At 67.4% G+C, this 20,427-nt stretch carries 23 protein-coding genes; 8 read left to right on the top strand and 15 right to left on the bottom strand.

Going from position 1 to position 20,427, the window contains the following annotated elements:
* Positions 1 to 101: 101 nt before the first annotated feature.
* The 14 genes from U9983_RS07395 to U9983_RS07460 form a co-directional block, all read right to left on the bottom strand.
* Entirely contained in the window at positions 102 to 2,282 is a 2,181-nt protein-coding gene (locus U9983_RS07395) for an FtsK/SpoIIIE domain-containing protein (RefSeq protein ID WP_322753305.1), read from the bottom strand.
* Positions 2,279 to 2,437 carry a hypothetical protein gene (locus U9983_RS07400; protein WP_322753306.1) on the bottom strand — a complete coding sequence of 53 codons (159 nt, stop codon included), beginning with the start codon at positions 2,435 to 2,437 and terminating at the stop codon, positions 2,279 to 2,281. The genes U9983_RS07395 and U9983_RS07400 overlap by 4 nt, the downstream gene beginning before the upstream one ends.
* On the bottom strand, positions 2,434 to 2,592 hold the full coding sequence (locus tag U9983_RS07405; RefSeq protein WP_322753307.1) for a hypothetical protein: 159 nt from the start codon (positions 2,590 to 2,592) through the stop codon (positions 2,434 to 2,436). The genes U9983_RS07400 and U9983_RS07405 overlap by 4 nt, the downstream gene beginning before the upstream one ends.
* On the bottom strand, positions 2,589 to 3,287 hold the full coding sequence (locus U9983_RS07410; RefSeq protein ID WP_322753308.1) for a DUF2637 domain-containing protein: 699 nt from the start codon (positions 3,285 to 3,287) through the stop codon (positions 2,589 to 2,591). Before U9983_RS07410 ends, U9983_RS07405 begins: the two co-directional genes overlap by 4 nt.
* A complete protein-coding gene (locus U9983_RS07415) occupies positions 3,284 to 3,520 on the bottom strand; it encodes a hypothetical protein (protein WP_322753309.1) in 237 nt (78 codons plus the stop codon). Before U9983_RS07415 ends, U9983_RS07410 begins: the two co-directional genes overlap by 4 nt.
* Positions 3,517 to 4,095: a hypothetical protein gene (locus U9983_RS07420; protein WP_322753310.1), complete on the bottom strand. Its 579-nt coding sequence runs from the start codon at positions 4,093 to 4,095 to the stop codon at positions 3,517 to 3,519. The genes U9983_RS07415 and U9983_RS07420 overlap by 4 nt, the downstream gene beginning before the upstream one ends.
* Positions 4,092 to 4,331, bottom strand: a complete 240-nt coding sequence (locus U9983_RS07425; RefSeq protein ID WP_322753311.1) for a hypothetical protein — start codon at positions 4,329 to 4,331, stop codon at positions 4,092 to 4,094. Before U9983_RS07425 ends, U9983_RS07420 begins: the two co-directional genes overlap by 4 nt.
* The gene (locus U9983_RS07430; protein ID WP_322753312.1) at positions 4,328 to 4,837 is read right to left on the bottom strand and encodes a hypothetical protein; all 510 of its coding nucleotides are present in this window, start codon (positions 4,835 to 4,837) and stop codon (positions 4,328 to 4,330) included. The genes U9983_RS07425 and U9983_RS07430 overlap by 4 nt, the downstream gene beginning before the upstream one ends.
* A 228-nt stretch (positions 4,838 to 5,065) precedes the next feature.
* Positions 5,066 to 5,971: a class II aldolase/adducin family protein gene (locus tag U9983_RS07435; protein ID WP_322753313.1), complete on the bottom strand. Its 906-nt coding sequence runs from the start codon at positions 5,969 to 5,971 to the stop codon at positions 5,066 to 5,068.
* A gap of 33 nt (positions 5,972 to 6,004) precedes the next feature.
* The gene (locus tag U9983_RS07440; RefSeq protein ID WP_322753314.1) at positions 6,005 to 7,201 is read right to left on the bottom strand and encodes an acyl-CoA dehydrogenase family protein; all 1,197 of its coding nucleotides are present in this window, start codon (positions 7,199 to 7,201) and stop codon (positions 6,005 to 6,007) included.
* A gap of 37 nt (positions 7,202 to 7,238) precedes the next feature.
* Entirely contained in the window at positions 7,239 to 8,369 is a 1,131-nt protein-coding gene (locus U9983_RS07445; RefSeq protein WP_322753315.1) for an ABC transporter substrate-binding protein, read from the bottom strand.
* Positions 8,370 to 8,395: 26 nt separating this feature from the next.
* The gene (locus U9983_RS07450) at positions 8,396 to 8,962 is read right to left on the bottom strand and encodes a flavin reductase family protein (protein WP_322753316.1); all 567 of its coding nucleotides are present in this window, start codon (positions 8,960 to 8,962) and stop codon (positions 8,396 to 8,398) included.
* A gap of 47 nt (positions 8,963 to 9,009) precedes the next feature.
* The gene (locus U9983_RS07455; RefSeq protein ID WP_322753317.1) at positions 9,010 to 9,618 is read right to left on the bottom strand and encodes an NADPH-dependent FMN reductase; all 609 of its coding nucleotides are present in this window, start codon (positions 9,616 to 9,618) and stop codon (positions 9,010 to 9,012) included.
* A 52-nt stretch (positions 9,619 to 9,670) separates the two neighbouring features.
* Positions 9,671 to 10,687 (bottom strand): ABC transporter substrate-binding protein, encoded by a 1,017-nt coding sequence (locus tag U9983_RS07460; protein ID WP_322753318.1) that lies wholly within the window; start codon positions 10,685 to 10,687, stop codon positions 9,671 to 9,673.
* A 795-nt stretch (positions 10,688 to 11,482) separates the two neighbouring features.
* Here U9983_RS07460 and U9983_RS07465 point away from each other — a divergent pair.
* The 6 genes from U9983_RS07465 to U9983_RS07490 all read left to right on the top strand — a co-directional run bounded on the left by U9983_RS07465 (position 11,483) and on the right by U9983_RS07490 (position 16,395).
* A complete protein-coding gene (locus U9983_RS07465) occupies positions 11,483 to 12,397 on the top strand; it encodes an ABC transporter permease (RefSeq protein ID WP_322753319.1) in 915 nt (304 codons plus the stop codon).
* Complete coding sequence (locus U9983_RS07470; RefSeq protein ID WP_416211301.1) at positions 12,370 to 13,176, top strand: ABC transporter ATP-binding protein; 807 nt, start codon at positions 12,370 to 12,372, stop codon at positions 13,174 to 13,176. Before U9983_RS07465 ends, U9983_RS07470 begins: the two co-directional genes overlap by 28 nt.
* Positions 13,173 to 13,733, top strand: a complete 561-nt coding sequence (locus tag U9983_RS07475) for a cupin domain-containing protein (RefSeq protein ID WP_322753320.1) — start codon at positions 13,173 to 13,175, stop codon at positions 13,731 to 13,733. Before U9983_RS07470 ends, U9983_RS07475 begins: the two co-directional genes overlap by 4 nt.
* A 70-nt stretch (positions 13,734 to 13,803) precedes the next feature.
* Positions 13,804 to 14,982, top strand: a complete 1,179-nt coding sequence (locus tag U9983_RS07480; RefSeq protein WP_322753321.1) for an LLM class flavin-dependent oxidoreductase — start codon at positions 13,804 to 13,806, stop codon at positions 14,980 to 14,982.
* 14 nt (positions 14,983 to 14,996) lie between these two features.
* Entirely contained in the window at positions 14,997 to 15,761 is a 765-nt protein-coding gene (locus U9983_RS07485) for a glucose 1-dehydrogenase (RefSeq protein ID WP_322753327.1), read from the top strand.
* A gap of 208 nt (positions 15,762 to 15,969) precedes the next feature.
* The gene (locus U9983_RS07490) at positions 15,970 to 16,395 is read left to right on the top strand and encodes a MarR family transcriptional regulator (RefSeq protein WP_322750700.1); all 426 of its coding nucleotides are present in this window, start codon (positions 15,970 to 15,972) and stop codon (positions 16,393 to 16,395) included.
* A gap of 65 nt (positions 16,396 to 16,460) precedes the next feature.
* Here U9983_RS07490 and U9983_RS07495 read toward each other — a convergent pair whose 3' ends face one another.
* Positions 16,461 to 17,474, bottom strand: coding sequence for a Gfo/Idh/MocA family oxidoreductase (locus U9983_RS07495; RefSeq protein WP_322753322.1), 1,014 nt, complete (start codon positions 17,472 to 17,474; stop codon positions 16,461 to 16,463).
* A 192-nt stretch (positions 17,475 to 17,666) separates the two neighbouring features.
* Here U9983_RS07495 and thpR point away from each other — a divergent pair, with 192 nt between their 5' ends.
* Entirely contained in the window at positions 17,667 to 18,299 is a 633-nt protein-coding gene (thpR, locus tag U9983_RS07500) for an RNA 2',3'-cyclic phosphodiesterase (RefSeq protein WP_322753323.1), read from the top strand.
* A 499-nt stretch (positions 18,300 to 18,798) separates the two neighbouring features.
* Positions 18,799 to 20,166, top strand: a complete 1,368-nt coding sequence (locus U9983_RS07505; protein WP_322750703.1) for a citrate synthase — start codon at positions 18,799 to 18,801, stop codon at positions 20,164 to 20,166.
* The last annotated feature ends 261 nt before the right edge of the window (positions 20,167 to 20,427 follow it).

Consider the following 20,427-nt stretch of genomic DNA (forward strand, 5'->3'; position numbering starts at 1 on the left):
TGGGGTCGCTGTGGCCCCGATTCGTTGATCGCCTGTGACCTGGTCTAGAGGTCTAGAGCCCAGGTCACAGGCATGATCGCGGTCTAGACCCAGGTCTAGACCTAGACCTCTGCCGCTCTAGAGATCGCGGCGCGGACCGTGTCCCGGGTGACCCCGGTGGCGTTGCCCGGGGTGCCATCAACGGCCGTAGCCCACAGCTGCTTTGTGACCTCGGCACCGGCCGCGCGTAGCGCGCCACCGAGTCGCTGCGTCTGCCACGGGTCGCCGTCCAGCTGGTAGCGCTGGTCGACATCGGCCAGGCGCACGGCCAGGACCGCGAGATGCTCGCTGTCGTCCCGCATCACGGTCAGGACGTCGCCGAGGAAGCGATGGTCCGGACCGTCGTCGGTCGCCTCGACAGCCTCGCCGGCCGCCTGTCCGGTCAACAGACCCGCCGCGAGACGCAGTGCCCGTGCCCGGTCAGCCACCCGCTCCGCCGCCGGCGCGTCCACATAGGCGCTGCGGACAACAATCGGATCATCATCGAGACCGGCTAGCCAACCGATGCCCTTATCTTTGCGGCCGAATTGATACGCCTGGACACCACGGGCGGACATTCCCGTGCCGAGGATCATGTTGTTTTCTACATGACCCGCGACGCGTAGGCAGAACCGCAACCCCATGTTCGCGCTGATGTCTTTCGGCAAGGATTCCGCCGTGGGTCGCTGGGTCGCCAACGCCAGCATGATCCCCAATGCGGGACCGCGCTTGATGATGGCGACACACAACCGGGTGGCTTCGTCCTTGAATTCCTTGTGGGAGAACAATTCCTGGCATTCGTCGATCGACAGCAGGATCGGTGCCAGTCCCGACCCGGGCCGGTGCGCCAACTCTGGGGTGATCTTGTTCTCCGGACACACCGCCTTCGGGAGGCTGCGGATGAGGTCTGCGCGCCGTTCCAGTTCGGCGTAGACCTCTTCCAGGCCGTCCATCGTGGCCCGTAGCGTCGCGTCGTTCGCACCGCTGGCGTACCGGTGCGCGACCTGCTCGCCAGGTGAGGACAGGTCCCCGGTGCCCTTCAGTTCGTAGACGTACAGCACGACGTGCGGGTCCAACGCCGCACCGAGCAACAACACCCGTAGCGCCATCGTCTTCCCGTACCGGGGCATCGCACCGATCAGCACCGAGTCGAAGATCAGCGGAATTGACACCGGCCGTAGCCGCTGATCGGTCCCGAACGGCAACGGCTTGAAGATGTCCGCCTGGCCAGCTTTCAGCAGCGGCCACGCCGGTGCCTTTGCTTTCGCCAGCGTCGTTTGACCGACCCACAGCCGCATACGCCCGGGGTGCTCGTCAGATTCCGGCTCGGGCCATACCGCACCGAGTGGCCGGCGTAGACCGGACGCGAGTTTCTCGCGCTTGTCGGCGACCTCCGCCACCGTTACGCCGTACGGCAGGTCGAACTGTGCCAGCCATCCCGGACCGTCAATGGCGATCGGTGCGACCCATTCCAATCCGGTCGTGGCGATCTTCGTAGCGATCGAGGCGGGTAGGCCGCAGTTCGCCAACGCCCGTTCCACTACGTCGCTGCTGAGCTTGGGTGCACGAGACGACACGGTGGTGGGACTGTCGATGATCGGCCGGTCGCGGCGCCTTCCTACCGCACCGAGGGCCAGGACCCCGGCAACGGTCGTTGCCGTGAACAGGCCCGGTTCGGCGACGTACAGCGCGCTCTGACCAGCAAGGACAGCCGCCAGGCCCACGCCGCCGATTCGTGTCCGGCGCCGTACCCGATCGTCCCGCTGGCGCGACAACGCGAGGTAGGCGGCGGAGTCCTTCGCGTCGAGGATCGCGAGGCGATCGCGGGTCGCACCGTCGCCCGCCCATCGGATCATCGCGCTGGACGCCTTCACGGCGCCGCGGGGTGACCCGGACGCCAACCGGACGCCGTACAGCGGCCCACGCGCCGCATGGAATAGCACCGGGTGCAGCGCCTCGCCCACACTCCAGGCGATCGCCCGGCGCAGTTGGGACAGGTCCCGGACCCATGGGGCGACCACCGGACGCCGGTCGGCTGGCCGCTCCCACACCGGCCGGTCATCGTCGGCCGCTGGACTGTCGACCGGCATCGACGTGTGGTCGTCCGCCTGGTCGTCTACCTCGCGGACTCCGACAGCCGGTGCCTCGACAGTCGGTGCGACAGCCTCGACAACCGCCGGGATGGCCAGGACGTCCGGCACGAACGGTGCCAACGCGTCCAGTGCCACCGGGCCGTGTCCGTTGCCGTTCATCGCCGCGTTCATCGCCGTTCCGCCTTCGGGACGGCAGCGTGCCCGTCAACGGGCATGCTGCGCGGTGCGTGGACCCACTCGACATCCGAGTACGGGCGGGTCGAGTGGTCGACGAACCGGCTGTAGACCCATGCGCCACAGATGGCGCAAACGGCGCGGGTGCTCATGGCCGGTCCTCCGCCCGGGGGACGGCCTTGTGTCCGTCCGCGGGACGGTGCCCCCGGGCGTGCGCCCAGGTCCACTGGCTCAGCCGACCGGCAATGAACCGGTTGTTCATCGGCGCGCCACAGATGGCGCACGTCGGACGGTGGTCGATGGTCATGCCGAGACCTCCCGGCGTAGATCACTGAGATGCCGCCGGATGGTGGCGGGGGCGACCCCGACCAGTGGCGCGAGATCATCGGCCAACTGGCGGGTTGATCTCCCGTCGTCGGCCGGAATCGCGGAGATGAGCTCCGCCACCCGGTGGCGTGAGCCAGTGGTGCGCGCCAGTGGCGCGGGTCGCACCACCGGTGGCTCATCAGTGAGCGGATTCGGTGGCGCGGGTTGAACCACCCGTGGCTCATCCACTACCGGATTCGGTGGCGCGGGGTGCGCCACGGGTGGCGCGGGGTGCGCCACCACCGGCGCGGACAGGTGCCCGCCGATCTCGACCAGGCACACCGACGCGACCACGACCAGGCCGTCCACCGAGATCGGGATCAGGTGCGCGGACGTCGCCGTCTCGCCGTACCGGCTGGCCACTTCGACCATGTGCCAGTACGACACCCACGCCGCGATGGACGAGATGGCCGCCGTGGCGCCACGGCGCACCCACGCCAACTCCGGACGGTGCACCGGCACCCGAGAAATCAGTTCGATGGTCAGCAGCAGGGCGAGTGGAGACCAGGCCGCGATGACCCGACCCGGGATCGAGGGACGCGCGGCAAGGATGTTCGCCGCTACGGATGCCGCGACCCCGAGTGCCAGTACGGCGCGGACCGCCCAACGGATCCGGTGCAGCCGCTCCCCGGTCATGACGCCACCGGCGTCAACGTGACACTGATCCTGATCTCCACCGTGTAGACCCCACCGTCCGGCCCGATCACGCACGGTCCGGCGCCGGTCGGGATCACGTCGTGGTCGCCGGCGTCTCGCCACCCCGACGGCAGGTCGTGCCCGCCGACCCGGATGTCGTCCTCGCCGGCCTGTTCGATCTGCTCTTCGATCTGGCCAGCCGCCCACGCAGCCGACACCACCGGGCCGCTCATGCCGCACCGCCGCGTGCCGCCTCGACAGCGGCGCGGATGAACGCCGCGGCGCGGGTGCAGTCGCTGTCGTCCCAGTTCCAGCCGGTCAGGGCGGCCATCATGCCCGGCCGGTCCAGCCGATCGAGGACCGCCGTGATCAGGTCCGGGTCTACCTCGGCGACAGCAGGCGGCGGGGCGTCCGCGTCCTGCTCCACGTCGTCGTCGTGGCAGTCGAGGTGCTCGGGTCCGTAGCCCCAGTCGTCCGGCTCACCCTCGACCGGGTCGCCACAGGTGATGCAGCGCGGTGCGATCGCGGAGCGGATGGGGCAGGGACACCGTTGGGACTGGATCGAGTGTGCGCACCCAACGAACGAGTGATCGTCCTGAAGGTGTCCGCAGGTACGGCACAGACCATGCTGCCAACGGTCGTCGGGTACGTCGCCTACGGCCAGGGCCAGGACGGCGGCTGGCGCCGTGCGCGGACCGGGGGCAGTCCCGCGGGACGACAGGTCGCCACCGGCTGTGGACGGATGAATCTCCAGCAGGGCGAGGATCCCCACAGCTCCAACGATCAGCGCGAGTAGGTAGGCGCTCACCGGTCCGCCCTCAATTCCGCACGCACGGCCAGCAGGACCATCCGGGCGCCTTCAGCGCGGCACCCTGCCGCGAACCGGACGAGCGGGTCCGCAGCGCAATCTTCGGCAAGAACCTCGTCCGCGCGGATCTTCGCGCCGATGGCCGCGAAGGCCATGAACGCCGGAACGTTGGTCGACTGCCCGAGTTGCACGAGGTCAGGGTGATTGACGAAGGGGTCACCGCTGATGGGGCTCATGCCGCCACCGCCAACACGGGGACCTCGACACGCTGGACGCGCAGGGATGGCGCGCACGGGCGCATGGGGACGTCACCGAGTCCGGCCGCGGCGTAGGTGGCGCGGATCAGCTCCAGGTCCGCGACCAGGCGGGGCGACTCGACACGCTCGACCAGCCAGGCGCCGTACACACCGGCGGGAAGGCGGTCCAGGAACTTGCGGGCACGTCGCTTCGTGCGGTCAGCGGCGCGGGCCTGGTCGCCAGCCTGGTCGAACTCGTCCGCCGCGTGGGCGATCGTCTCCGGGTCGATGGCGTCCAGCTCGTCGGCCGAGAACACGGTTGCCGGGTCCGCGACCAGGCGCGGGACGTCGACAGCTGCGGGCACGGTCGGTGTGTCCCGGCGTGGGAGTGGGCGGACCGGTGGGGTCGGGTCCAGGTGGGCCAGGACCGCCGTAGCCGCGGCGAGGGTCAGGCGGTAGGCGGCTTCGGTGGCGCGGCTTCGAAGTTCGGTGATGATGGGGAGCACGGTTCGGGACCTCCGTTGTCTCGGATCGAGGCCCTGACGTGGAGGTTGAGACTCCCGTCAGGGCCGCTTACCGCGACCGATCCCGATGTAGATCCGTCTCAGTGCCGATAACTTGCACTCCCATGCAGGTCAGCGACCTGCGAGTACCGCTGAGAGCACATAGCTAATCGACCTATAAGGGCCTGATACGCGTACCTGGCGACAAACTCGCGCCGATCTTGTGGTAATTCAGTCCAGCAGGTCGGGCTGTTCCTCGACGATGATCTGGTACAGCGCCTCAAACGACCAGCGGGCGCCCGTCTCGCTGGAGAGCTGGCCGGCGGTGAGCCGGGCCGTCTCGTCGTCGAGAATCCGCAACGTGCCGGCGGCCGAGGCGATGAGCTGTGCCTTGGCCGCGCGTTCCGCGGCGATGAACCAGTAGGCGGCCGATTCCACCGAGGTACCAACCGACAGCAACCCGTGGTTCGCGAGGATCGCGAGTTTGCGCCCACCGAGTGTCTCGGCGATGCGACGTCCCTCGTCCGGGCTGAGCACCACGCCGTTGAAATCTGCGAAGATCACATGATCCTCGAAGAAGGCGCAGGCGTCCTGGCTGATCGGGTGCAGCGGTTCACCGATGGCCGACAGCGCCTTGCCGTACAGGGCGTGCGTGTGTGCGGCGGCGACGACGTCCGGGCGGGCCGCGTGGATCTGGGAGTGGATGGCGAACGCGGCCGTGTTCAGCGGCCCGGTCCCTTCGACGATCTCACCGACGTCGTTGACCAACAGCAGACTGGACACGGTGATCCGCCGGAAGTCGATGCCGAGACGGTTGACCCAGAAGTGGCCGGGCAGCTCCGGGTCACGTGCGGTGATGTGGCCCGGCAGCCCTTCGCCCAGACCCAGCTGACCAAAGATCCGGTAGGCGCCGGCGAGGCGCTGCTTGCGGTACAGGCGTTCCTCGACGACGGTCCGTTCCGCTTCTGGCCGCGGCCAGGGTCCACCGACCGCGGGCGCAACGATGTTCGACTGGTCCCAGCTCGATCGGTCCGACGGGCCCGCTGCCCGGGCGTCCGTGAAGATGCTGATGTTCTCGCCACTGATGTTCTCGCCACTGATGTTGTCCGTGCCGATGTTCTCGGTACTGATGCTCATCGTCTGGTCCTCTCTGCCGAACGAAGTGTGCGTTTAACGGGCCAGCAGGGCAGCGCCGGCCGCGGCGTGGACGGCATCGTCCTGCGGGGTGTGCACGCGTCCACAGAGCACGTTTCGATAATGACGCTCCAACGGGTTCGCGCGGGTCAGGCCGGGATTTCCAATCAATGCGACTGCCGCGCCGACCGCGCGGATCGCCGCATTCGTGACCGTCGACTTCACCGCGTTCGCGCGGGCGGCGGCAGCCGCATCCCCGGCATCAACCCCATTTGCGGTCGTTTCGACCAGCACCCGGGCTGTCGTCAGCGTGACGTCGATCTCGCCGACGGCGGCTTGGAAGCGTGGCAGGCTCGCCAAGGGCTTACCCAGGTTGGACGGCACCCGCTCATGCAGAAAACCGACGAGCCAGTCGCGGGCGGCCTCTGCGACGCCGAGATAGATCGTGGAGATCGCCAGGCCACCCCAGGCGACGATCGAGGGGTCGATCGTCAGGTCGCGCAACGCGCTGACCGGCCTGAGCCCCAACCCGGCGTCGGCGCTCAGACGGACCCGGTCGAAGACCACGTCATGGCTTTCGGTCGCCCGCATCCCGAGGTGGTCCCACGTACGGACGATCTCGATGCCCGCCGCGTCGGCCGGTACCAGGAAGTTTCCCACCCGTGGTTCAGCGGACGCCGGCCCGGCGGGGTCGGCGGCGGGGTCGGTCGCCGCCCACACCAGCATCCAGCGCAGCACCGGCGCACCGGTCGAATAGATCTTGTGACCGGTGAGCTCCCAGCCGTCCCCGGTCCAGCGGGCCGTCGTGGCCGGCAGCCCACCACGTGCGGGGGTACCGAGGTCGGGCTCCACCCGCAGGTGGTTCACCATCGCGCCCTCTTCGACGGTGGCACGCGCGATCCGCGCGTACGCCGGCTCGGGCCATCCCGCGCTGCGGCTCGGACGCGCGTGGGCCAGATAGGTCATGGCGAGGACCAGCGCGGTCGCCGGGTCACCCCGGGCGATCGTGCCGAGCACGTCGACCACGGTCGAAAGATCCGCGTCCTCGCCACCGTAGGCGACCGGAACGGTGAGCCCGACCAGCCCCGCCTCATGCAGCCGCACAAGGTTCGCGGCCGGGAAGGTCCCCGTCCGGTCGTGTTCGGCCGCGGTCGTGGCGAACTCCGCGGCCAGATCGGCCAACAGGTCCTGACGGGGTGGAACAACGGACGCCGATGCGCCGGGACTCGACATGGGTGATCCTCCGGAAGGAGAAGGTGGTCTGCCGGCGTCAGGTGCCGAATTTCTCGATCTCGGCGTTGAACGCCGTACTGAAGTAGTCTGCGACATTCACCTTGGACTTCAGCAACTCCGCCTTGATGAAGACGTCCGCGACATCCTGTGCCGAGGCTATGGTGGCCGGTGAGGCGGGGACGAGCCTGGTCGGCCGCTGGGCTTCGCCGTTGTTGAAGGTTTCCAACGCCTGGGCCACCGGCTGCTTCGTCTGCTCGGCGGTGGTCTTCGCCCAGTCGTCGGGGTGCGCCCGGGACCATGCGTAGGCCTTCTGCTGCCGGCCGAGGAAGTCTGCGATGGCGGCGTGCACGGCCGGGTCCGCGATCGCCTTCGGCGTGGCCTCGTAGGCGTAGTTACCAGAAAGAATCTTCTCGCCGCTACCCAACGTCGTCGCGCCGCGCTGCTTGGCGGTGATGACCGCATTGCCATAGGTGGCCAATGCGTCGACGTTGCCCGACAGAAGCGCGGTGACACCGTCGGGAACGGTGAGTTTCACCGGCTGGATGTCGTTCCAGCCCAGGCCCGCCTGCTCCAGCAGTTTGAAAAGAAAGTAGTGGGCGGTCGTGCTGGCGACGTACCCGACCTTCTTCCCCTTCAGGTCGGCGATGCTCTTCAGTGACGACCCCTTGGGGATGAGCACCTCCTGCAGCAGAGTCGTCGCCTGCATCACCGCGATGACCCTGAAGTTGCCACCACCCGCCGACTGGCTGGCGAAAATGGGCGGGATCTCGCTCGATTGCGCCAGGTCCAGATTCCCGGCGGCCATCGTCTGGAGCTGGAGGCTGCCACTGTCAAACGTGACGTACTCGACCTTGTACGGCGTGTTCGCCAGGCCCGCGCCTTCCAGATAGAGTCGCTGCCGCTGATACCCGGTCTCACCGACTCGCAGCGTCACACCACTGAGATCCGGCGTGCCCGTTGCACTCGCGGCGGCGGCGGTGACAGGCTTCTCCGAGCCCCCACCGCAGGCGGCCACGGCGGCCATCAGGGCGAGCAGGGTAACTACTGTTGAAACGGTACGGAAGCGAATTCCGTATTGTTCAGATGATATTCGCCCAGGTTTCTTATAATTCACTTTTTCGCCCCCGTTTAAGACGTAACGATATAATTCCGGATGCATTCGGTCCATAAATTCGGCTCAATGACACCGGACACTCATCGACGGCCATCGCCGGTGAGCGTCCCGTAGCGACCGTTGTGATAAATCAACGGCAGCGCGTCGTCATCCTCGACGTGGGCCTGTAACACGCGGGCCACCAGCAGACGGTGGTCGCCGGTGACGATCCGATGCTCGAGCCGCGCCCGGATCCAGGCCGTTGTCTCGGCCAGCACCGGCTCACCGGTGGGCAGGCGGGTCCAGCGGGTGGGCGGGGCGAACCGGTCGACGCCCTTGGCCGCGAAGCGCTGTGCGGTGTCGTCCTGGCCGTCGGACAGTAGGTGCACGACCACGGTGTCGGCGCGGAGCAACGCCGGCCAGCTTGACGAAACCGATGACACCGACAGTGATATCAGCGGCGGTTCGAGCGACAGCGACGCAACAGACGTCGCGGTGAAGCCGACCGGCCCGGACGGGCCTTCCAGGGTCACCACCGTGACTCCGGCCGCGTGCCGACGGAAGACCCTTCGGTAGGTGTCGCGATCGACGCCCGCGCCGACTTCATCGTTTCCGGAAGCACCTGCGGGAGGGGCAGCCAGGAGCCGGACGACCGGGGCTTGCGCCACACCGTGCTCGTCCGATCCAGGGTCGGCGGGGTGTCGGGCGGGGTGGCTCATCGCGCGAGCTCCGCTTCCGTGGCGAGCACCGCTTTGGTGGCGAGCACCGCGGCCGAGGCCCGGACCAGCCGGCTGTTCGCCGCGACCCAGCCGTCGACCTCGGCACCGAGGTCGGGCAGCTGGGCCTCGACGATCGAGAATGCCGGCGTGGGAACGGTCGCGCCGAGTTCGGCGAGGACCGGACGCAGGTGCAGCTCGGCGACGGCCTGATGCGCCGGCGCACCTGAAACAATCACCGGCACGGCGACTACTCCGGTCAGGCCACCCGAGGGCAGCAGATCGAGGAACACCTTGAGCAGACCCGTGTAGCTACCCTTGTAGACCGGCGTGGCCACCACGAGCACGCCCGCCGCCCGCGTGGACTCCAGCGCGGTGGCGGCCGAACCATGGGTGTCGGCGAACAGATCCTGGGCGATCAGGGCCAGGTCGATGTCGATGTCGATGTCGATGTCTTCGGGGCGTGCGGTCGGTCGTGCGTCGAAAGCCGGGTCGGCGGCGAGTCCGTGCGAAATCCGTTGGGCGACGGCCCGGGCGACCGCACGCGTCCGGGAGGCTGGACGTGGGTTCCCGGTCAGCACGACGATGCGCGGAAAGGTCTGCGGCATGACCAGCCTCCATGGTTTTGGTGGAGCAGGTGTGACAGGCAGTAACGACCGGTCAGGAAGTCAGCGAGCGGACGAAGTACGGGGCGACATCCAGCCTGTGATCGATCACGCCGGCTTCGGTGTACACATCCGCCGTCTCCTGCAGTTTCTTGATAATTACGTCGTCGATCGGGGGAGATTCCACCGTGCGGCGGTTGGCCACCACCGTGGCCACCGGCTCTGGCAACTTCGTCAACGAGGCGAACAACGCGGCGAAGTCCGCTTTGTTGGTATTGGACCAGTCGAACGCCTTGGTCTGGCGGGCCAGGAAGTCCGCGATGGCTGCGCGCTTGGCGCTATCTCCGGCTGCCTGGTCCGACGCGACGGTGAATCCGAGCCCGGAGCTGATGCCGACCCCGTCGCGGATGATGTGTGCGCCCTTCTGTTCCGCAAGCGCGACGTATGGGTCCCAGGTCGTCCATGCGTCGATCTGCTTGGAGTCGAACGCGGCGCTGGCGGCCTGCGGAGTCAGAAAGGAAATCGTGACGTCGTCCGGGCGCAGCCCCGCTTCCTTGAGGGCACCGAGCAACAGATAGTGCCCGACGCTGCCCTTCGTGGTCGGCGAGACGGTCTTGCCCTTGAGGTCCGCGACGGTGTGGATCGGTGAGTCCTTCGGGACAAGCACCGCGACTGCCCTGGCAGAGGTTCGGGTCACGCCGACGATCTTCAAGGGCGCGCCGGCACCGATCGCGTTGAGGGTGGGTGCATCACCCGCAGGGCCGATGTCCACGGCGTTCGCCCGCAGCGCCTGTAGCAGCGGGGCGGCTGCCGAGAAGTCCGACCATTCGATCTTATACGGAGCGTCCTTCAGAACACCGGCCGCCTCGAGAATCGCCTTGGTCTGACCGACCTGGTCGGCAACGCGAAGAGTCACCCCGGAAAGATCAACCTTGACGCTGGTCACGGCAGCCTTCGGGCTCGCGGAGTCGGACCCTCCACCGCAGGCGGCCAGCAGCGACACGGCCACGAGTGCGGTGACGCCCGCGAGCAGCCGGGGTCTGGGTCTGACATGGATGAACAAGCGTGACATCAGGCAACTCCGAGGCGCGGGTATTTCCCGTCCGGAACCGGTACGGGCTGTGACGGACGGGATAGAAATGATCAGTAGTGGATGACCGGAGCCGAGGAGCGCATCCACGCCCTCCTGATCATCAGGAATTTCAGTCACGGAAAGTCAGACGATCGATGGACAACCAATGGAGCGCCGATGAGGTAGGGGCACGAACACCCTCGCCCGGGGTCACGGGGGAACCTGGGGCGGTCATCGACAGCGGCTGCTCCAGGCCCGGGCGTAATCCACGCAGCGGCGCCGCGTCAGGATCGTCTCAGCAGGCACGAAACAGCACTCTGCGTATTAACACCTTGTTCAGTCAAGTAGTGGGAAAGTAATATGCGTCACACTACATAGCCGGTTGACGCAGGTAGAAGCCGTGTGATTCCGTTGATCTCATGTTGAAGTCGGCGTTTCTTGTTACCCGGGGTCACATCGACCTTCTCCGGGTGAAGTCCGCCGCATGTCCGGCTTACTGACCGACATGTGACGCGGAGCGCCGCACCCACCTGCACAGGTACTCCGCAAGCACGCAGTGTGATCAAAAATCACCCGAATTGACCGGGACAAACATCGGGTCCCGGCGGATCGTCCGCGACACATGCCGCCATCCCGCCCGGATGTCCGATGCCAGCCCCTGCGCCGCCGGCGGCGCACAGGAACAACGATCGCGCCGCCTTTGGCGAACACCAGCCCCTGCGCCGCCGGCGGCGCACAGGAACAACGATCGCGCCGCCTTTGGCGAACACCAGCACCAATCACCGCGGAGAACCTGTGACAACCCAGACACTTCCTGTCCAGAAGGACGCGGCGGCACGCGCGCCCGACCCGACTGCGGCCGACGTCCCGCACGCGCCAGCCACCGGCGCAGCTTCCGCATCCACCCCGACGTTGGTCACGGTCACTCCGTCAGCCGCCGGGCGGCGCGGTGTGCCCCGGTGGATCCGGCGGCCGGTGGGCCCGCTGTTTCTGCTGCTGTTGTGGCAGGTCGCGAGTTGGAGCGGCAGTACGTCCACCGAACTGCTCGCCTCCCCATGGACGGTGGTCACCACTTTCGGCGATCTCGTCAGCAACGGCGATCTTCCAAAAGCGATCGGAGTGTCGCTGCAACGGGTCGGCAGCGGCCTGCTGCTCGGCGGGTCCGTCGGGATCTTCCTGGCGCTGCTGGCCGGTTTGTTCCGGCTCGGTGAGGATCTCATCGACGCGGCGGTACAGATGATCCGAACAGTGCCGTTCATCGGTCTCATCCCGCTGTTCATCATCTGGTTCGGCATCGGTGAGACGCCGAAGATCGCTCTGATCGCCTTCGGTGTCGCCTTCCCGCTCTACCTCAACACCTACGCCGGCATTCGCAACGTCGACTCCAACCTGGTCGAGGCCGCGCGCACGGTCGGGCTGGGCAGGTTGGGCCTGATCCGACACGTCATCCTGCCGGGTGCGCTGCCCAACGTCCTGGTCGGCATCCGCTTCTCCCTGGCCATCGCATGGCTGGCGCTCATCTTCGCCGAACAGGTCAACGCCAACCGGGGCCTCGGCCAGCTCATGAACGACGCCCAGGAGTACCAGCGGACCGACATCATCGTGGTCTGCCTCGTGGTCTACGCCTTCCTCGGGCTCGCCGTCGACGCCTTCGTCCGACTTCTCGAAAGGGTGCTGCTGTCGTGGCGACCAGCCTTCAGCGGAGCGTGAGCACGCTGCTCACTCCCACCGCTCCCGCTCCGCCCCGCACGACAGCACCGGAGGGCACCCCGCTCGCGGTAGGGGTCCGCAACCTACGACGCGCCTTCGGTGCCAACACCGTGATCGAAAGCCTCGACCTGGATGTACCGGCCGGACAGTTCGTCGCGCTGCTCGGCGCGAGTGGCTGCGGGAAGAGCACGCTGCTGCGCATCCTGGCCGACCTCGACACCGAGATCAGCGGAGACGTCCGGGTGGCGTCCCGGCGAGCCGTGGCCTTCCAGGCACCGCGCCTGCTGCCCTGGAAACGCGTATGGCGCAACGTCATCCTCGGCCTGCCCGGACGACCGGACAAGGCCCGCGCGATCGCGGCGCTGGAAGAAGTGGGCCTGGCCCACCGCGCCGAGGCCTGGCCCAAGACGCTGTCCGGCGGCGAGGCACAGCGGGCGTCGCTGGCTCGGGCGTTGGTGCGTGATCCTGAGCTGATGCTGCTGGACGAGCCGTTCGGCGCTCTCGACGCCCTTACCCGGATCAAGGCCCAGAGCCTTGTCGAACAGCTCTGGCAGCGCCACAACCCGGCGATCCTGCTGGTCACGCACGATGTCGAGGAAGCGCTCCTGTTGGCCGACCGTGCGATGATCATGAAAGATGGAGTGATCGCCCACAGCATTGACGTCACCCTGCCCAGACCCCGAAGCGTCACCGACCCGGCCTTCGTCAAACTACGGGCCGAACTGCTCGCCTGGCTCGGGGTCACCCATGACCCGCATCGGGGCACGAACGAGTCATGACCGCCGAGCGTGCACCCGAATTCGGCCCACCCGGGTACGGCCCACCCGGGTACGGCCCACCCGACTTCGGCGATGTGGATCCCTTCCACCGCCGGCTCCACCAGATCACCCAGGCGAACCTGTGCCCGGACACCGCACAGACCGGCGGAATGCTCCGGTTCTCAGCTATCAGCGGCACGACCGTCGGCTCGTCCACACTGTGGATGGGGCAGGTCCACGTCGCACCGGCGACCGCATCCGGCGACCACCACCATGGCGACTCCGAGACGGCGATCTACGTGGTGAGTGGCCACCCGCAGTTCGTCTTCCTCGACCAGAACCTCGATGGGGAACCGGGGCCGGGCACCGGGCGGGAGGTTCGCGTGCGGACCTCACCCGGCGACTTCATCTTCGTGCCGCCGTGGATCCCCCATCGCGAGGAGAACCCCGACCCCGACATCGAGGCCATCGTCGTGATCGCTCGAAGCACCCAGGAAGCGATCGTGGTCAACCTTGCGGGCCTGCAATGGGCCGGACCGGTCCTGACCAACGGCTCGGACGTCGACGGCTGTTCGTAGACCCCTCGCCGCTCGCATTCAGCTCGCACCCAGTTCGCACACCCATCCCCCGCTCGCAAGGAGTTCCACCATGCCCGTCGAGTTCATCGGCCTCATCTCCACCGCCCAAGGCTCGGAGACCCACCAGACATCAGGACCGGCCGTCGACCGCGACTACGTCCGCCGGATCGCGCGAGCGCACGAGGACGCCGGCTTCGACAAGGTGCTCATCGGCTACGGTTCCAGCTCACCTGACAACATCCAGGTAGCCGCCTACGCGGCCGCCAACACCGAGCGGCTGGGCTACCTGATCGCCCACCGGCCGGGTGTGGTCTTCCCGACCGTGGCGGCCCGGTACTTCGCCACCCTCGACCACTTCTCCGCAGGCCGGATCGCCGTCCACATCATCACCGGTGGCAACGACGCTGAGCAACGGCGTGACGGCGACTACCTGACCAAGGACGAACGCTACGACCGTACCGACGAGTACCTCGACATCGTCAGAAAGGCCTGGACGTCGACCGAACCGTTCAGCCATGACGGCCGGTACTACAAGCTGGACGACCACCTGGCCACCGTGCGGCCAGTCCAGCAGCCGCACATCCCGATCTACTTCGGCGGCTCGTCACCGGCGGCCTACCGGGTCGGTGGCAGGCAGGCGAACGTGTTCGCGCTGTGGGGTGAGCCGTTGGCCGAAACCGCCGAGCAGATCGCCGCGGTCAACCAGGCCGCGGCGAAGGCTGGTCGCCCCCGGCCCGGGATCAGCGTGTCGTTCCGGCCGATCCTCGGCCCGACCGAGGAGCTGGCCTGGGAACGGGCACACCACATCCTGACGACCACGCGTGCCAACATCGACGCGCCCAACAGCATCTTCCGTCAGTTCCGCGCGCGCTACAGCCCCGATGTGGCGCCGCAGAACGTCGGGTCACAGCGGTTGCTCGCCGCGGCTGCCGCCGGCGAACTGCACGACCGGGCCCTGTGGACGCCGCTCGCCGCCGCCACCGGCGCCGCCGGCAACTCGACCGCGCTGGTTGGAACGCCCGACACCGTTGCGCAGGCGCTGCTCGACTACGTCGACATCGGCGTGACGACCCTGTTGATCCGTGGCTACGACCCGTACAACGACTCCATTGACTACGGCCGCCACCTCATTCCGCTCGTCCACGAGGAGGTCGCCCGGCGTGAGCGCGGTGAAGCCGCGAACCGCACCGCGATCGAGCCGGTACCCGCGGCACTCGCGGCAAACGGCGCCTCGGCGAGCGCGGGCTGAAAGAAAACACGACCATCAGCGAATTCGAGGGCAAAGTAGCCATTGTCACCGGTGGAGCCCGTGGCCAGGGAGCCGCCGAGCCACGTGCGTTCGCGGCGGCAGGCGCTGCGGTGATAATCGGCGACATCCTCGATGCCGAGGGACAGCACCTGGCCGCCGAGATCGGCGGCCAGGTTACCTATCACCATCTGGATGTCACCGACGAGTCTGCATGGATCGGCGTGGTGGCCGAGTACGAACGGCGTTTCGGTCGACTCGACGTTCTGGTGAACAACGCCGGCATCGTCTCGTTCAACCGGATAGCCGACACCTCGCTCGAGGAGTTTCAACGTGTCGTTGGAACAAATCTCACCGGAGCCTTCCTCGGTATCAAGTCGGCCTGCGGGCTCATGGGGCGGTCCGGCGGCGGCGCGATCGTGAACATCTCGTCGATCAACGGAATACGTGCCGGTGGTCGAACGCATGCCTACACATCCAGTAAATGGGCCCTTCGAGGCCTGACGAAAGCAGCGGCGGTCGATCTCGCAGATCAGAACATCCGGGTGAACGCCATTCTGCCCGGTGTGATCGACACTGCGATGGTGCATGGCGGGGATGCCAGTACAAGCGAGATCGAGGCACGATGGCTGCCCAATCTGCTCGTCAAAAGGCTGGGGGCCGTCGAGGACATCGCGCAGGCCGTTCTCTTCCTTGCCGGTGATCGGGCAGGTTTCATCACCGGAGCCGACCTGGTCGTCGACGGCGGCTGGACCGTTCCGGTACGACCCGGCGAAGGCTGACCGCACGACTGTCCGGCTTCCTTCGGAGAAGCCGCGCGACGACGGGACATGTGACGGACCATCAGCTGCCGACCAGCTACCGACCAGGTCGGCGCTGACCCGCCCACCACGCACCTGAGCGAGGCACCTGAACGAGGCACCTGAACGAGACACGGGGAAGGTCCAACCGCGCTGGAACTTAGCGCCGCTAACAAGGTACCTTGACCTGATGGACAGTGCCACCGAAGCTCAACTCGCGTCGGTCCTCCGCCTGTCCGTGATGCGCCTGTCGCGGCGGTTGCGCCAGGAACGCTCGAACACACTGACTCCCACCCAGATCGCCGCCCTTGCGACACTGAAGCGACATGGCTCCATGACCCTCGGTGAGCTCGCGGCGCACGAACGGGTGCAGCCGCCGTCGATGACCCGGGTGGTCGCCCATCTCGCCGATGCCGGCCTGGTCGCTCGAAGCGCGCATCCCACCGACGGCCGCCAGGTCATCGCCGGGATCACCGCGGCCGGCCTCGACCTGCTTGAAGCCGACCATCGGCGCCACGACGAGTGGCTCGCCGAGCGGCTCGCGTCGCTGAGCCCGGACGAGCTGGCCGCCCTCAGCCGAGCCGCGCCCATCCTCGACACCCTGGCCGGTTCGTGAGGGCCGCGCCGCATCGGACACCCGACGCGGTCAGGGCCGGGGCCGGGGTCGGGGGTCGGGTCGGCCTACAGCTCCACCCAGCCACCGCCAGCCCGGGAGGCGTCGGCGGCGGCGAGCAGCCGGCCGATCGTCAGAAGATCGTGGAAGGTCGCGCCGCGCACCAGACCGGAGTCGTTGAGCTCCGTGACCCGCACGACGTCGTAGGTCGCCTCGACCAGACCGGGACGCGCGCCCGGCACATCGCGCATCAGCAGGTCCCGCGTGCCGTCCGCGTCCTGGCGCAGGACACGACGGCCCTGCACGACCATCCGCCCGTCCGTGCCGCAGATCGTGATCGTGGCGGTGTCCAGTCGGCCGTCGGGTCGTTCGTTGACCAGCACCGTGGCGCCGCTGGACGACAGCAGCGCCAGGGTGACAGGCGCGGCATCGGTGAGGCTCGCGGCAGGCATGGCGGCCGGATGGGCACAAACGGCGATCACGTCTCCACACCACCGCACGACCAGATCCATGATCTCGGCTCGACCGGACGACCCGGCTGGGGCGGCGAACACGGTCACCTGGGTGATGCGGCCGAGTGAGGATGCTGACGCCTGCACGTGCCAGGCGGCCGGCCAGGCACGCCCGTTCATGGCGACGACGTGCGCGAGATCGGACTCCTCGGCGAGATCGGCAACGGCCTGCAACGCCTGCGGGTCAGCGGTCATCGGCCGCGACAGCAGCACGTGCAGCCCCGCTTCAACGGCCCTTCGGGCGATCACGTCGGACCCGGGCGGCGTCATCTCGATGCACACACACTCGATCTCGTCCGACAGCATCGCGACCAGATCCGCATAGGCCCTGGGTGCCTCGGCCTCCGCGGCCCAGGCCAGCGATTCCAGCGGCTCGGGCGCAAGGAGGCCCACGACGTCCACACCCGCGTCGCGCAGGACCGACGCGGTCGTGCGGTCGCTGCCATCGGTCACCAGAACCATCGCACTGGGAAGATCGGGCTGGTGCCGCCGGGCGTCACGGCGGCGCTCCCGCCATTCGCGGGCGCCTGCCGGGTCGCGTGAGGCCACCAGCTCGGGAACCGTTGTCACCCCCCGATAGTGCCCGCCACCGCGGCGACCTGGAGCGTAATTCGTAACTACTCCGTCTCAAACTCTCCACGCGGGGAAGTAAAAGGAAATTTGTCAAAATGATTTCTATCATTTCCCTCTTCGTGGTATGCACGATGAGTTCTGCCGCAGTCGGTTTCCCGGGAGCCGCCGGGCGCGCAGACTCTGCTGGCTATGGCTCGACTGTTCGTGGCTCTGGTTCCACCGACTGACGTTGTCGATCCGCTCCTCGCCGCCGTCAGACGGCTGCGGACCGACCATCGGCAGCTGGCGGCGGAGGTGCGTTGGGCCCCGCCCGAAACCTGGCACATCACGCTCGCCTTCCTCGGCAAGGTCCCGGCCGCCGTCCTTCCTGATCTCACCGAACGGCTCGCCGACGTCGCCCGCAGGCATCCGCCGGCATCGGTGACCATTGCCGGCGGCGGCCGTTTCGGATCACGGGTCCTGTTCGCCGATGTCGACGAGGCACCGCTGGCACCGCTGGCCGCGGCTGTGGCGCGGGAAGCGAAGCTGGCCGGCGTGGTCGGCCTCGACGACACGCGGGCCTGGCGTGGTCACCTGACCCTCGCGACCGTCGCACGATCGCATCCGGGACGCAGGCAGGGCATATCACGATCCGCGCAACCCCCGGACGCGCCGGGGCCGGATCTGCGACCGATGGTGGCAGCACTCGCCGACGTCTCCTGTCGATCCTGGACAGCAGAGATGTTGATCCTGCTGCGGAGTGGTCCGGATCCCGCCAAGCGCTACGAGACAGCGGCCAGCTGGCCGCTGTCCGGTCGTCCGGGGGCCCGGTCCAGATGTTGACGACAGTGGACTCCGCGGTATCTGGTGACTCCGCGGTATCTGGAAATCGCGCACACCGGCCAGTGGAACAACTTTTCCTTGGTCTTCACATGTTTTCAACAATTAGAGCGCCCGGCAATAGGGGTGTGGATCAAGGAGCGGGGCTGGGGCACGTAGATCGCGAGGCGGCGGAGGAAGGCACCGGAGGTGTTGGGTGTCGACCGACGACAACGCGGCGAGGTGCGTGCCCCAGCCCCGCGACGCCGCGTCCCCTATTGCCGGGCACTCTTACTAACCGTGTCATGTTACGGACACGGAGCATTAACACTGAACAGTATGTAACGGGTGTTGCAGGACACGCCGGGCGGACGGTACCGATCGCGGGCGTGTGATGGCGCGAACCGCGAGACTTGGGGGCAACCGTTGCCTACCGCCGAACCGGCCCAAGCAGTCCGGACCCGGACGCCACAGCCAAGGCGCACGCACACCGATGTGATCGCTACAGCGAGAGGAGCCCGGCATGTCCGAGCAGGTCAGTACCCTGACCGTCACCGATAACCGCACCGGTCAGACCTATGAGATCCCGATCGCCGATGGCGCGATCCGTGCCACCGCCCTGCGGTCGATAAAGGTTGACGAAGGCGACTTCGGTCTGATGACCTACGATCCCGCTTTCACCAACACGGCGAGCTGTCGCAGTGCCATCACCTTCATCGACGGCGATGCCGGCATCCTGCGCTACCGCGGATTTCCGATCACGGAGCTGGCGGAGCGGAGCAGCTTCCTCGAGGTCGCCTACCTGCTGCTCGCCGGTGAGCTGCCGACAGGCACGGAGCTGGCGGTGTGGGAGGACGAAATCACCCACCACACCCTCGTCCACGAGTCGATCAAGAAGTTCATCGACGGCTTCCACCACGACGCGCACCCGATGGGCATGCTGTTGTCGACCGTCGGCGCCCTGTCGACGTTCTACCCGGACGCGAAGGAAATAACGGATCCGGGCCTGCGACGCCTGCAGATCGTGCGCCTGATCGCGAAAATCACGACCTTGGCCGCGTTCTCCTACCGGCACTCGATCGGGCTGCCCTACGTCTACCCGGACAACGACCTGTCGTACGCGGGCAACTTCCTGAACATGATGTGGAAGGCCACCGAGCTCAAATACGAGCCGGACGCGAACCTCGAACACGCGCTCGACGTTCTGTTCATCCTGCACGCCGACCACGAGCAGAACTGTTCGACGAACGCGATGCGCGCGGTCGGCAGCTCCCAGGCCGACCCCTTCTCCGCGGCCGCGGCCGCGATCTCCGCACTGTACGGCCCGTTGCACGGTGGCGCCAACGAGCAGGTACTGCGGATGCTCACCGACATCGGTTCGGTGGAGAACATTCCCGCCTTCATCGCGAAGGTGAAGGACGGCAAGAAGAAGCTGATGGGCTTCGGGCATCGGATATACAAGAACTACGATCCACGCGCCCGGATGATCCGGCAGGTGGCCGACGAGGTGTTCAAGGTCACCGGAACGAACCCGCTACTCGACCTGGCCATGGAACTGGAACGGATCGCGCTCGAGGACGAGTACTTCATCAAGCGCAAGCTGTACCCCAACGTCGACTTCTACACCGGCATCATCTACCAGGCCATGGGCTTCCCGGTCGAGATGTTCCCGGTGCTGTTCGCGATCGGGCGGATGCCCGGCTGGCTCGCCCAGTGGGAGGAAGGTCTGCTCGACCCCGAGCAGAAGATCGCCCGGCCACGCCAGCTCTACGTCGGCTACGACGAGCGTCCGTACACGTTGATCGAAGATCGCTCCCCCGACATGGGCGGCGAATCCGACTCGATCGCCGCGCTCGCGGCCCAGGCCGCTCCGACGCGTCCGCGCCGATAGCCCTCCCCTGCCGGAAGGTGACCAGCCCGCTCAGCCCGCTCAGCCCGCCGGATGTCTGGTAGATCCACTACTTGCGGATCTACCAGACATGAGCTAAGAGCGACCGGCAATAGGGGACGCGGCGTCGCGACGCTGGGGCACGCACCTCGCCACGTTGTCGTCGGTCGACACCCACAACCAGGGTGCCTCCCTCCTCCGCCTCGCGATGCACGCACCCCAGCCCCGCTCCTTCATCCACGCCCCTATTGCCGGGCGCTCTAG

Source organism: Protofrankia sp. Cas3, assembly GCF_963555955.1.
Classification (GTDB): Bacteria; Actinomycetota; Actinomycetes; order Frankiales; family Frankiaceae; genus Protofrankia.

What these genes read in the sequence shown, in the direction of transcription:
- U9983_RS07395 (WP_322753305.1), bottom strand. Translation starts at nt 2,282, where the DNA reads ATGAACGCGGCGATGAACGGCAACGGACACGGCCCGGTGGCACTGGAC.
- U9983_RS07440 (WP_322753314.1), bottom strand. Translation starts at nt 7,201, where the DNA reads ATGTCGAGTCCCGGCGCATCGGCGTCCGTTGTTCCACCCCGTCAGGAC.
- U9983_RS07490 (WP_322750700.1), top strand. Translation starts at nt 15,970, where the DNA reads ATGGACAGTGCCACCGAAGCTCAACTCGCGTCGGTCCTCCGCCTGTCC.
- U9983_RS07475 (WP_322753320.1), top strand. Translation starts at nt 13,173, where the DNA reads ATGACCGCCGAGCGTGCACCCGAATTCGGCCCACCCGGGTACGGCCCA.
- U9983_RS07400 (WP_322753306.1), bottom strand. Translation starts at nt 2,437, where the DNA reads ATGAGCACCCGCGCCGTTTGCGCCATCTGTGGCGCATGGGTCTACAGC.
- U9983_RS07410 (WP_322753308.1), bottom strand. Translation starts at nt 3,287, where the DNA reads ATGACCGGGGAGCGGCTGCACCGGATCCGTTGGGCGGTCCGCGCCGTA.
- U9983_RS07445 (WP_322753315.1), bottom strand. Translation starts at nt 8,369, where the DNA reads ATGGACCGAATGCATCCGGAATTATATCGTTACGTCTTAAACGGGGGC.
- U9983_RS07425 (WP_322753311.1), bottom strand. Translation starts at nt 4,331, where the DNA reads ATGAGCCCCATCAGCGGTGACCCCTTCGTCAATCACCCTGACCTCGTG.
- thpR (WP_322753323.1), top strand. Translation starts at nt 17,667, where the DNA reads ATGGCTCGACTGTTCGTGGCTCTGGTTCCACCGACTGACGTTGTCGAT.
- U9983_RS07505 (WP_322750703.1), top strand. Translation starts at nt 18,799, where the DNA reads ATGTCCGAGCAGGTCAGTACCCTGACCGTCACCGATAACCGCACCGGT.
- U9983_RS07415 (WP_322753309.1), bottom strand. Translation starts at nt 3,520, where the DNA reads ATGAGCGGCCCGGTGGTGTCGGCTGCGTGGGCGGCTGGCCAGATCGAA.
- U9983_RS07435 (WP_322753313.1), bottom strand. Translation starts at nt 5,971, where the DNA reads ATGAGCATCAGTACCGAGAACATCGGCACGGACAACATCAGTGGCGAG.
- U9983_RS07480 (WP_322753321.1), top strand. Translation starts at nt 13,804, where the DNA reads ATGCCCGTCGAGTTCATCGGCCTCATCTCCACCGCCCAAGGCTCGGAG.
- U9983_RS07455 (WP_322753317.1), bottom strand. Translation starts at nt 9,618, where the DNA reads ATGCCGCAGACCTTTCCGCGCATCGTCGTGCTGACCGGGAACCCACGT.
- U9983_RS07460 (WP_322753318.1), bottom strand. Translation starts at nt 10,687, where the DNA reads ATGTCACGCTTGTTCATCCATGTCAGACCCAGACCCCGGCTGCTCGCG.
- U9983_RS07405 (WP_322753307.1), bottom strand. Translation starts at nt 2,592, where the DNA reads ATGACCATCGACCACCGTCCGACGTGCGCCATCTGTGGCGCGCCGATG.